The organism is Mesorhizobium sp. P160219, from assembly GCF_057786095.1.
The window spans coordinates 5,536,150-5,548,523 of the sequence record NZ_JBYNWG010000001.1 but is presented as its reverse complement, the minus strand read 5'-3'; the positions used below and the strand labels follow the sequence as shown (position 1 = coordinate 5,548,523).

At 59.7% G+C, this 12,374-nt stretch carries 8 protein-coding genes; 7 read left to right on the top strand and 1 reads right to left on the bottom strand.

What is annotated here, in order from left to right; all coding sequences use genetic code 11:
• Window positions 1-235 precede the first annotated feature (235 nt).
• Window positions 236-742 carry a YciE/YciF ferroxidase family protein gene (locus AC3EMP_RS26860; RefSeq protein ID WP_023668075.1) on the top strand — a complete coding sequence of 169 codons (507 nt, stop codon included), beginning with the start codon at window positions 236-238 and terminating at the stop codon, window positions 740-742.
• A 128-nt stretch (window positions 743-870) separates the two neighbouring features.
• Entirely contained in the window at window positions 871-1,917 is a 1,047-nt protein-coding gene (locus AC3EMP_RS26855; RefSeq protein WP_050589154.1) for an ATP-dependent DNA ligase, read from the top strand.
• Window positions 1,918-2,569: 652 nt separating this feature from the next.
• Here the strand turns inward: AC3EMP_RS26855 and ku are convergent.
• Window positions 2,570-3,862 carry a non-homologous end joining protein Ku gene (ku, locus tag AC3EMP_RS26850; protein ID WP_306413758.1) on the bottom strand — a complete coding sequence of 431 codons (1,293 nt, stop codon included), beginning with the start codon at window positions 3,860-3,862 and terminating at the stop codon, window positions 2,570-2,572.
• A gap of 167 nt (window positions 3,863-4,029) precedes the next feature.
• Here ku and AC3EMP_RS26845 point away from each other — a divergent pair, with 167 nt between their 5' ends.
• The 5 genes from AC3EMP_RS26845 to AC3EMP_RS26825 all read left to right on the top strand — a co-directional run bounded on the left by AC3EMP_RS26845 (window position 4,030) and on the right by AC3EMP_RS26825 (window position 12,366).
• Window positions 4,030-4,638 (top strand): LysE family translocator, encoded by a 609-nt coding sequence (locus AC3EMP_RS26845; RefSeq protein ID WP_352710803.1) that lies wholly within the window; start codon window positions 4,030-4,032, stop codon window positions 4,636-4,638.
• A 75-nt stretch (window positions 4,639-4,713) separates the two neighbouring features.
• Window positions 4,714-5,223 (top strand): DUF6894 family protein, encoded by a 510-nt coding sequence (locus AC3EMP_RS26840; RefSeq protein ID WP_023696312.1) that lies wholly within the window; start codon window positions 4,714-4,716, stop codon window positions 5,221-5,223.
• Window positions 5,224-5,246: 23 nt separating this feature from the next.
• Complete coding sequence (locus AC3EMP_RS26835; protein ID WP_023754443.1) at window positions 5,247-5,867, top strand: cysteine hydrolase family protein; 621 nt, start codon at window positions 5,247-5,249, stop codon at window positions 5,865-5,867.
• Between the two features lie 296 nt (window positions 5,868-6,163).
• A complete protein-coding gene (locus tag AC3EMP_RS26830; RefSeq protein ID WP_023754442.1) occupies window positions 6,164-6,490 on the top strand; it encodes a hypothetical protein in 327 nt (108 codons plus the stop codon).
• 164 nt (window positions 6,491-6,654) lie between these two features.
• The gene (locus AC3EMP_RS26825; protein WP_027048647.1) at window positions 6,655-12,366 is read left to right on the top strand and encodes a HAMP domain-containing protein; all 5,712 of its coding nucleotides are present in this window, start codon (window positions 6,655-6,657) and stop codon (window positions 12,364-12,366) included.
• Window positions 12,367-12,374: the final 8 nt, after the last annotated feature.

Here is a 12,374-nt window from a genome sequence, read left to right as displayed (position 1 = left end):
TTCCGCGCCGGCGTGCGCCTGAGGGTCCTCGCCTGGACCATGGAACGTGTGTTCGGGTCAAAGCTCCTCCGGAGATGGACCGCAGCGTCCCGAAAAGGAGTAACGGCCGGCTCGGAATCAGGAACTCCTCCGGCACCGGTGCGTTGACCAGCAAGCCGGGACGAGTTCCCGGCCTCCGCGGGTGGCGGGCGAGCCGCCGCCGGACCCGAACTTCTGCACAATGAAAGGTAAGGCCATGGGCTTCTTTTCGAAGGACATCAAGACACTCGACGATCTCTTCGTGCACACGCTGCGCGACATCTATTACGCCGAAAAGCAGATCGAGAAAGCGCTGCCGAAGATGATCGGCAAGGCAACCGATCCGCAATTGAAGGCCGGATTCGAAAAACACCTCGAGCAGACCAAAGGCCATATCGAGCGCGTCGAACAGGTGTTCGAATTGCATGGCGTCAAGGCCAAGGAGGTCAACTGCCCGGCGATAGACGGCATTCTGGAGGAAGCCGACGATGTGAGCGGCGACGTCGACGACAAGGAGGTTCTAGACGCGGCGCTGATAGCGTCGGCGCAGGCGGTCGAACACTATGAGATGACCAGATATGGCACGCTCATCGCCTGGGCCAAGCAGCTTGGCCGCAGTGACTGCGCCAACGTATTGGCCAAGAACCTGAAAGAAGAGCAGGCGACCGATCGCAAGCTCACCGAAATGGCGGAAAGCAAGATCAACATGCAGGCTGCCGAGTAGACCGTCCCAGGTCATGATGAGATTGGTTGAAATCTCATCATGACCTAACGCTGTTGGAGCATGATTTTTTCCAAAGCCGGCACCAATGCTGCGTTGAGTCGATCTCCATCGTTGTCCACGGAACTTTCATGACGGGCGAATCTGCCATCACTCGCGATCTGCCGACGAGTGTAAAATCGTCTTTCGGCGTTGCGTTGAGCACGGCGCCGATGGAAGCAAAGGCTGCCGACACGTTGCCGGCCGATGCTGGCCGGTGGCAATACGAACCCAAATGGGACGGGTTCCGCTGCCTGGCCTTTAAAGCCGGCGCGGCCGTGGAGTTGCGTGCAAAATCCGGCAAGCCGTTAGGGCGGTATTTCCCGGAAGTCGTCGCGATGTTGCATGAACTGAAAACAAAAGAGTTCGTGGTCGATGGTGAGATCGTCATCGAAATTGCAGGCTCTCTTTCTTTCGACGCCTTGCAGATGCGGCTGCATCCGGCGGAAAGCAGGATCCGGAAACTGTCGGTCGCGACGCCGGCAAAGCTGATCCTCTTTGACATGTTGGCGACCTCCGAGGGCGCCTTGATGCAACAGCCGCTCTCGGTTCGGCGCGCTGCACTCGAACTGTTCGTAAAGTCGGCCCGGCGAAAGGATCTCGAACTGTCTCGGGCAACGCTTGATTTGGCGGCGGCAGGCAGATGGCTTGGCCAATCCGGACAAGGTTCGACCGACGGGGTCGTTGCCAAGCTTCTCGATGACGAATATCGACCCGGCGAGCGCGCCATGGTCAAAGTCAAGCGCCTGCGCACGGCCGATTGTGTCGTCGGAGGGTTCCGCTACCTGGCGAATTCGCGTGAAGTCGGCTCCCTGTTGCTCGGTCTGTACAATGACCAGGGGCAACTCGACCATGTCGGGTTCACTTCGACGATCGCCCGGGAGGACAGGGCCAAGCTTACGCGACAGCTTGAAGCTTTGCGATCGGCTCCTGGCTTCACGGGAAAAGCGCCGGGCGGTCCCAGTCGGTGGAGCACGGAAAGAAGCGGACAATGGGAGCCATTGCGGCCCGAACTGGTGGCGGAGGTGCGGTTCGATCATGTCACCGGCGATCGTTTCCGTCATGGCACCAAATTTCTGCGATGGCGTCCTGACAAAAGCCCGAAGCAATGTACGTTCGAACAGATACTTGGAAAATGAGGCTTGGCGAGGCGTCGATAGGTCCACACCATCGAGACCAAATCCGTCAAGCATTCGGCGCAGCCAAATCCAGTCGCACTTCACTGGCGATCTTGAACCCGGCGGCGAGATAAACGCCTTTGCAGGAGGATGCCGGACCAAACTCGTTGTTCAGTCTGTCACCACGCCTCGCTTTGGCGGATCACGGTTCTCGTCCGGATTAGGAACTGGCACTTCGTCGGGAAGAAGATCCGGCTCAGGCTCGCGTATGTCCGGCGTCCACGTCGGCGCATCCACTGGCGGCTCTTCGGTTGGCTCTGGTTTGGGGGGCACATCTATTCTCCGGGTTTCGCTTGGGCGTGGGGTTCGGCCCGCCACCGGTCGCGCGTCGCCGCGTCTGGAGGCGAAAGGGTCTTTTCACACCCCATGTATTTTTACCGATGGCCAGCGGTCCTGGGGCTTGTCGGCGCCCGATCAGAGTCCTGCGTTCCGGCTCCTTTGAGCGCAATGTTGGCATCCGCTGCCTCTGGCTCTTTGAGGACTGCCCTGTCGACGTTCTTGATCTCGGCCAAGGCATCGTCCTTGGTGGCCAACGGGCAACCGCGAGAATTGTTCCGAGCGATTTAGGGCGGCTGGGGCTGCTGTGCGGACCTTCTGGCTGGGCAGTTATCAACTATGCTGTCTTGCGTTTCGGTGAGGCTCTCTTTGTGGATCTCGCCAGCCCTTCCTGTTTGAGGCTCTTCTTCAGCACCTCAGCGAGGTTGATGACATTCTCCTGTGGCCTTGGTGCGGGCTTCGGCAGCTTCTTGCCTTTGCGCTTTGCATCGATCATGGCGATCAGCGCGTCTTCATAGGTGTCTTCAAATTTCGAGGGATCGAAGGTCGTCACTTTTTTGTCAATAAGCATGCCGGCGATTTCGAGCAGATCGGGGTCGTATTTCTGCTTCGCCAATCCATCGAACACAGTGCTTTCCGAAACCATTTCATTGTGGTTGCGAAGCTCGGTCATCACCATCCCCTTGCCATAGGGCTGAATCAGCACTTCGCGGCCGCGCTGGTAGAGCACCACGCAGGATCGAGCGGCCACGCCCTTGTTCTTCATGGCATCGCGGATCACTCCGTATGCTTCGATTGCGGCGCCGTCGGCCGGGATCAGATAGTAGGGCTTCTCGAGATAGCGCGTATCGATATCGTCAATCGATACGAATTCGCCGACTTCGAGCGTGTGCTTCGACGTCAGCTTCAACGCCTTTATGTCGTCAGGTTCGATCTGGAGAAATTCGTCCTTTTCGATCTCGAAACCCTTCACCTGATCCGCTGCATCCACCAGCTTTCCGGTCTCCTCGTCGGCGTAGACGCTCCTGACCGGCAGACCGTCCTTGCGGTTCAAAATCTTGAAATGGATCTTGGATGCTTCGCTGGTTGCGCCGACAATCTTCACGCCGCAGGTAACCGAACCAACCTTCAAGAAGCCCTTCCAGGCAGCACGTGGCGCGGCCATTTTGCGCTTATCCCGTTTCCAGCTAGGGCAACGCGTTTCCGTTCGAATTGTTCCTGCGGCGGGGGCTCGGTGCACCGTGAATGTCCGGTGGGGGGAAATCCTGTCGGTCTCGACAGCGATTTTCATCGGCACGGTGCATCTTTTGGCAACCTGTCGGCGTTGGAAGTGAGCCCATTTGCCGAGGTGAGTTCCATGAAAGTGTCGACGAGGGACGATTTGAAAACCGAGGCGCAGCTCTCGGAAGACGCTGACCTCATCGTAAATCGTACAGTCCATTTCGTCGGAGTATGGATTGAGGAGCATGTGATCGAAAAGCCTGCTCTCATGCGGAAGGGCGTCGATGCCGCAGAGGAACTCGCAAGCCAATGCATCGCGGATGCAGACGAGGAAGGCATCGCCCCCGAGGACATTCAGGACGAAGTCGGGGACCTCAAGGAGTACATTGCCGAGATGATCGTGGAGCAAGGCGGTCGCGGCTCTGCAGTTAATTCTGAACCAGACATGAGCTACTTCTGCGCAACGGCCTCGGCGCCGCAGCTTCGCGTTGACCGGCTATATCGCCGCTCCAAGTCCAACAAGAGCATCATTGTTGAGAGGAACAAGTCATCGATCCCGCCCACTGGATAGCATTCGTGGGAACGGTCGTCCTGCTGCAGATACCGCCCGGGCCGGATAGCATGCTGGTGACGGCGCGCGGCATAGGGCAGGGACGCAGGGTTGCGCTGTTCACGGTATTGGGGATGACGGCCGGCGCCGGCATGGTTCAGCTTCCTCTCATAGCGTTCGGTGTTTCGTCTCTCGTGCGAACCTCCCCACTAGCTTTTGGAGCACTGCAATGGCTTGGGGCGGCGTATCTCGTATGGCTCGGGCTAGGGCTGGTCTTCACGAAGCCGGAAACACAGGCCCGGCCGGATACGGCCCCGATCAAGGCCGTCGCCGCGGCACGGGAAGGCATGATTGCCAATCTGTTCAATCCGTGGCCCATCACGTTTATGGTAGCGTTCCTGCCTCAGTTCGTTGATCCGCATGGGAGTTCCGTGACGCTTCAACTGTTGCTGCTGGGAGCAACTCAGAAAATGACGGGCGTGTTGGTGTTGGGGACCTATGCCGTGGCCTCCGGCAGCATAGGCGCCTGGATCCTGAAGCGCCCTCGTGTGCGGCTTTGGCAGCAGCGGATCGCCGGCCTCTTCATTGTTGGCCTTGGGTTCGGAATGGCCTTTGGCGGCGGCGCAAGCCGTTAAGTTGCCGGGCCGGCGCCTGCATCCGCAGGAACCGAAAGCGCACCATGAACATTGTCAGACAGGCAGGAGAGTGTCATGCAAGTCGTTCGGACCGAAGTGGTGAATGCCAGGGCGCCAGACGGGCAGTCGGTTCGCCGGGTGATATTTTGCGGCGAGGGCGGCGACTGCGTTACGGTGGACATGGCAAACGTCGGGATACAAGCTGAAGATGACGTGCTTGCCCGCGCAAAGGCAATCCTGGTCCAGACAGCGACCTTTGATCTCGCAGCCAATGAATATGACGCGAGCAGCAACGGCAATTTCGACCAGGTCGAGATAACCTCTGCAAGCGACGGCGCCGGCGACGTATATGTCTTTGAGTATCGCGATGGCGAAACCAGCCGACGCATACCGCCGTCGAGGATGGCGAGCCTTGAGGCGGCCCGGTCCGAAGCTATCCGCTGCGCAATCGATCTTCTCGCCGACCTGCAGCCTGGCACGGACGCTCTGTCCGGCTGGCTTGTGAGGGTATCCAACGAAAACGGTGAATTGCTTTATACTGTTGATGTGGCTGAGGCCGATGCAGCGCGGCAGGCAGGCCAGTAACCCAAACCCGACGGAATCCACCAGTGGCCGCCCAAGGATTGATTCACGGACCAATAGGCGACGATGGCCTGCATCTGTGCGTCGACATGCAGCGCCTGTTTGCGCCGGGTGGACCTTGGCCCGTGCGGTGGGCTGAAAAGGTGGTCCCGGCGATCGAAGAACTGGTCGCCAGACATGCCAGCCGTACCCTGTTCACGCGCTTCATTCCTGCCGCCCGCCCGGGCGAGGCGCCGGGAATGTGGGCAAACTACTATCGTCGGTGGGCGGAGGTAACCCTTTCCAACATCGATCCGCGCCTGATCGAGCTGATGCCTCAACTTGCACGATTTGTACCGCCGGCGACGGTGGTCGACAAACACGTCTATTCGCCCTGGACCGAGGGGCGGCTCGACGCGCTGCTGAGTGGCTCCGGCGTGCGTGCGCTCGTGATCACCGGTGGCGAAACCGACGTTTGCGTTCTCGCGACCGTGCTTGGCGCCATCGATCGTGGCTTCCGCGTCATTCTCGTCACCGATGCCATCTGCAGCTCTGCCGACCAGACCCATGACGCACTGATGGAAGTCTACCATTCCCGCTTCAGTGAGCAGATTGAGGCGGCCAGCATGGCGGAGGTGTTGGAGTGTTGGCCACAACTCACTCGCTGACCTGGGGGGCTTAAAGTGAATGGGCCGACAATCGTCATTCTGGTCGGGTGGACTGTTTCAGTTGGCGGACGGCACTACAGTGAACCGGAAAACGTATATGAACGGCACGATTGCCTGATCTGGTCGCTCGCGTGAATCAGTGTCTGGAAGCGTACAAAGCCTTGCAGAGCTATCGACAGCGCGGCCAACCGTCATAGAATGAACAGGATACAGCGCCGAAGACTCGATGCCGGCATCTAGCAATCTTTGCGAGACATCCGGCGCCTCTGCCGTCGGCCTTCCGCAGGGAGGATGATGTGCTGAAAACAGAAGTCATTGACCTTGAAACCTATAGCGCAGTCTACGCGGTGATCTCTGGCTATCGCGCTGATGACATTATCTCGACGGCGTTTGCGGTCGATGAAATCCGCGCAAGGTTTCCTGAGTGTCGCTGCGACGACGAGGAATTGGTCGGGCTTATGGTCCATGCCATGTCCGGCAAGAAAATTGCCGTGAGCTTCGACCACCGGGTGGCTGCCTCGCCTTCCGAGTTGCGCAACGCAATTCCGCCTCTCTGGCAATGGCAAACGGCTATGACGTGTCGTGGTCGGCTGAAGCACGATAAATCCACAACCGCATCATGAAAATCCGGCGTTCAAACCAAGGCGCAACCGTCGGCCTGGAATTCACGGCACGATGGAACAAAATTGAAGATGCCGCGTTTGGGGTCTTGCGGCGCGATCCACCATTGGCCGCGGGGGCAACTTTATCCGTATAAATCCATAGGGCTGGGAGTGGCGCTGTGACCGTGCAGGCATCCAAGAAGCAATTGGACCGTCGAAGCATCCTGAATTCTCTGAAAGCCTTCCGGCGCGGCGATTTCTCCGTCCGCATCGACAATGTTTATGAAGGCCTCGATTCCGAGATAGCTGAGACTTTCAATGAGATCGCTGACCTCAACGACCAAGTGACGCGCGAGTTCGAGCGCTTGAGCCGGGTCGTCGGCAAGGAAGGGCGGATAGGCGAGCGCGGCCGGGTTCGCAATGCCACCGGCAGTTGGGAATCCAGTGTCCGTTCAGTCAATGATCTCATCGAAGACATGGTTCAGCCAACGGCTGAGGTTGCGCGCGTTATCGGCGCCGTCGCCAAGGGTGACCTGTCGCAGACCATGATGGTCGAAATTGACGGCCGACCGCTGCGCGGCGAATTCCTGCGCATCGGCAAGATCGTCAACACCATGGTCGGCCAGTTGGCCTCTTTCGCCTCCGAGGTGACGCGCGTGGCGCGCGAGGTCGGTACGGAAGGCAAGCTCGGCGGCCAGGCCCGGGTCAAGGGCGTCGCCGGCACGTGGAAAGATCTGACCGACAACGTCAACGCGATGGCCACGAACCTGACCGGGCAAGTGCGCAACATCGCGGAGGTTACGACCGCAGTCGCGTCGGGCGACCTGTCGAAGAAGATCACAGTCGATGTCAAGGGCGAAATCCTAGAACTGAAGAACACCATCAACACGATGGTGGACCAGCTTAATTCCTTCGCTTCGGAAGTGACGCGCGTGGCGCGCGAGGTCGGCACTGAAGGCAAGCTTGGCGGCCAGGCGCGCGTTGAGGGTGTTGGTGGTACGTGGAAGGATCTGACCGACAATGTGAATTCCATGGCCGAGAACCTGACTGGCCAGGTGCGCAACATCGCCGAAGTGACGACCGCGGTGGCTTTGGGCGACCTGTCGAAGAAGATTACGGTGGACGTGAAGGGCGAGATTCTCGAGCTGAAATCCACGATAAACACGATGGTGGACCAGCTGAATTCATTCGCAGGCGAGGTCACGCGCGTGGCACGCGAGGTTGGCACCGAAGGCAAGCTTGGCGGCCAGGCGCAGGTGCGCGGCGTCGCCGGCACCTGGAAGGACCTCACCGACAACGTCAACTCGATGGCCGAGAACCTGACCGGTCAGGTGCGCAATATCGCCGAGGTGACCACGGCGGTCGCGTCGGGCGATCTGTCCAAGAAGATCACGGTCGCCGTGCAAGGCGAAATCCTGGAACTCAAGGACACCATCAACACGATGGTCGACCAACTGAACTCCTTTGCCTCGGAAGTGACGCGCGTGGCACGCGAGGTCGGCACCGAAGGCAAGCTGGGCGGCCAGGCAGAGGTGAGGGGCGTCGGCGGCACATGGAAGGATTTGACCGACAACGTCAATCTCATGGCCGCCAACCTGACTGGCCAGGTTCGAAACATCGCAGAAGTCACCACCGCCGTGGCGCGCGGCGACCTGTCGAAGAAGATCACCGTCGACGTCAAAGGCGAGATCCTGGAGCTCAAGGACACCGTCAACACGATGGTCGACCAACTGAACTCCTTCGCCTCTGAGGTCACGCGTGTGGCCCGCGAAGTGGGATCGGAAGGCAAGCTTGGTGGCCAGGCGCATGTCGAAGGCGTCGGTGGCACCTGGAAGGATCTGACCGACAACGTCAACGCCATGGCCGGCAATTTGACGGTGCAGTTGCGTGACGTGTCGAAGGTGGCAACGGCCATTGCGACCGGCGACTTGACCCAGAAGATCACCGTCGACGCGCTGGGCGAGATCTTGCAGATCAAGGACGTCATCAACACGATGGTCGACCAGCTCAATTCCTTCGCTTCGGAAGTGACACGTGTGGCGCGCGAGGTCGGCTCCGATGGCAAGCTCGGCGGCCAGGCCCAGGTGCGCGGCATCGGCGGCACGTGGAAGGATCTCACAGAAAACGTCAACGCCATGGCGGCCAACCTGACCGGCCAGGTGCGCAACATCGCCGAGGTAACCACCGCCGTGGCGCTCGGGGACCTTTCGAAGAAGATCACCGTCGATGTCCGCGGCGAGATCCTGGAGCTGAAGGACACCATCAACACAATGGTGGACCAGCTTAATTCCTTCGCTTCGGAAGTCACGCGCGTGGCACGCGAGGTCGGCACGGAAGGCAAGTTGGGAGGCCAGGCGCAGGTGCGCGGCGTTGCCGGCACGTGGAAGGATCTCACAGACAATGTGAACTCGATGGCCGAGAATCTGACCGGCCAGGTGCGCAACATCGCCGAAGTCACGACCGCCGTGGCGCGCGGCGACCTGTCGAAGAAGATCACCGTCGATGTGAAGGGCGAAATCCTGGAGCTCAAGTCGACCATCAACACCATGGTGGACCAGTTGAACTCCTTCGCCGGCGAGGTCACCCGAGTCGCGCGTGAGGTTGGCACCGAGGGCAAGCTTGGTGGCCAGGCGCGCGTCGAAGGTGTTGCCGGTACCTGGAAGGACCTGACCGACAACGTCAACCTGATGGCGACGAACTTGACCAATCAGGTGCGCGGCATCGCCGATGTCGTGACGGCGGTCGCGCAAGGCAATCTCAGGCGCAAACTGACGGTCGACGCGAAGGGAGAGATCGCCCTGCTGGCCGACACCATCAACGGCATGATCGAGACGCTTGCCACCTTTGCCGACCAGGTGACCAACGTCGCCCGTGAGGTGGGCATCGAGGGCAAGCTCGGTGGTCAGGCGCGTGTGCCAGGTGCCGCCGGCCTCTGGCGCGACCTGACCGACAATGTCAATCAACTCGCTGCCAATCTGACCACCCAGGTGCGTGCCATCGCCGAGGTTTCGACGGCGGTGACCAAGGGCGATCTTACCCGTTCGATCAGCGTCGAAGCCTCCGGCGAGGTCGCCGCGCTGAAAGACAACATCAACGAAATGATCCGCAATCTGAAGGATCAGACGCTGAAGAATGCCGAGCAGGACTGGTTGAAGACCAATCTCGCCCGGTTTTCGCGCATGCTGCAAGGCGAGCGCGACCTTGCCACCGTCTCGCGGCTCATCATGTCCGAACTCGCTCCTCTGGTGAACGCCCAGTATGGGGTGTTCTACGTCACCAATCGCGACGAGGAGGAATCCTATCTTGAGCTGGCGGCTTCCTATGGCGCCGAGAGCAAGGCTGCCATCAAGCAGCGGCTTGATCTGCGAGAGGGCCTGGTTGGGCAAAGTGCCGCCGACAAGCGCGCCATCATGCTGGACAATGTGCCGCCAGAATTCCTTCGGGTCACATCTGGTCTTGGCAGCGCCTCGCCAGCCAATGTCATCATCCTGCCTGCCCTGTTCGAGGATGAAGTCAAAGCCGTCATCGAGCTCGCCTCGTTCGGCGAGTTTCGTGACACACACCAGTCGTTCCTCAACCAGCTCATGGAATCCGTCGGCATCGTTCTCAACACCATCGCTGCGACGATGCGCACGGAGGGCCTGCTCAAGCAGTCGCAACTGCTGACGTCGGAATTGCAAGCGCGTCAAACCGAGCTGACAAAAAAGCAGGAAGAGCTGCATGCGACAAACGAGGAGCTGCAGGAAAAGGCGCAGCTGCTCGAGAACGAAAAGAAGCAGGTCGAAAACAAGAATCTCGAAATCGAGATGGCGCGACGCGCGCTGGAGGAAAAAGCCGAGCAACTGGCGCTCACGTCGAAATACAAATCCGAATTCCTGGCCAATATGAGCCACGAACTGCGCACGCCGCTCAATTCGCTGCTCATTTTGTCAAACCTGCTGGCGACCAACCAGCACGGCAACCTCAACGAAAAACAGGTAGAGTTCGCCCGCACCATCAATTCGGCAGGAACCGATCTTCTCAGCCTCATCAACGATATCCTCGATCTGTCGAAGATCGAGTCGGGCACTGTTTCCATCGACATCAACGATATGCCGGTGACGCATCTTCGCCAGCATATGGAACGAACTTTTCGTCAGCTGGCAGCCGACAAGGGACTTGGCTTCACCATCAAGGTCGATCCGGCGCTTCCCGACACGGTCCGCACAGATGAGAAACGCTTGCAGCAGATTGTCCTCAACCTGCTTTCCAACGCATTCAAATTCACCTCGGAAGGCGAGGTCAGCCTGAACTTCCGGGTTGAGAAGGCCGGCCGCCGCAATGGCGCGACGCAGCCGGTGAAGGCTCTCGCGATCGCCGTCACCGACACCGGCATTGGCATTCCAGAAGACAAACAGAAGCTGATTTTCGAGGCCTTCCAGCAGGCCGACGGCACCACCAGCCGCAAGTATGGCGGCACCGGCCTTGGGCTCTCGATCAGCCGCGAGATCGCTCGCTTGCTTGGCGGCGAATTGCGGGTCGAAAGCACGCCGGGCAAGGGGTCGACATTTACCCTCATCATCCCGTTCGACGGCCCCCGCGTGACGACAGTACAGTCGACCTTGGCTCCGGCGGCGGAGGCGGTTGCTGCGACAGCTCTGCTCAGCAGTCCGCCCTCGGCAGAGCTGATCGACGACCGCGATTCAATCCTACCCACCGATCGGATCGTGTTGATCGTCGAAGACGATCCGACCTTTGGCGGGTTGCTGCTTGGCCTCGCCCGGTCGGCCGGGCTGAAAGGCGTTCTGTCGACTGCAGGTTCCGGCACGCTGGCATTGGCCCGCAAGCTCGTTCCCGACGCAATCACACTTGATCTCGGACTTTCGGATATCGATGGCTGGGTGCTTTTCGATCTGCTGCGGCATGACCAGAAGACGAGGGGAATTCCTATCCATGTCATCTCGGGTGCCGAAGACATCGACAGTCTCGCACGCAAGGGGGCGTCCAGCATTTCCACCAAGCCCGTTTCCTCGGACGAGCTGATGAAGGTGTTTCAGGATATCCACTCGAAGAAGCTCCGCGTTCAGCGCCGCGTTCTGGTCGTGGACCCTGACCCGGAGCGGCGTCTGGCTCTGGTCGAGGCAATCCGCGACGGCGTAACGTCGGTCACCGCGATCGGTCGTGTTGCGGCAAATGCAGAAGACGTTGGCCTCGCCTTCTATGATGCCGTCGTGCTCGGCTTTGGACGCTCCGCCAAGGACAACGCAAAGGCGCTGGACGAGATCACCGGCCAATTCGGCGAAGCCTTGCCGCAGCTGCTGTTCTTTACACCTCACCCGGACGCGCTTGAACAGGTACTGGCATTGAACCCGGCCTTGGCAGAAGCACCGCGGGCGGAGAACTTCGCTCAATTGGCGCTGCATATTTCGGCAACGCTGCCGGGAGAAGGTCGCCAAGAGGCCTGGGCAGGAACTGAACACAACGGCAAGTCCGATCTCGCCGGGGCGAAAGTTCTCATCGTCGACGACGACATTCGTAACATCTATTCGCTCACGAGTGTTCTGGAGACCTATGACATACAGGTTCTGCATGCCGAGCGGGGCCGTGATGGCATCGCGCTTCTTGAACAGACGCCCGATGTCGACGTGGCATTGATCGATATCATGATGCCGGAGATGGACGGCTACGAGACGATGCGGCGGATTCGCGGCACACCGGCGATTGCTCATATCCCGCTGATTTCCGTCACCGCAAAGGCGATGAAGGGGGATCGGCAAAAATGTCTGGATGCCGGGGCTTCCGACTACATCGCCAAACCCGTCGACCTGGATCTCCTGCTGGCGCTGCTTCGTGTCTGGATCGGGCGTGCCCGATCCCGTGTCGAGAGCCCGGAAAAAATTCTCCTGGCAGCGAACTGACGGCCGTT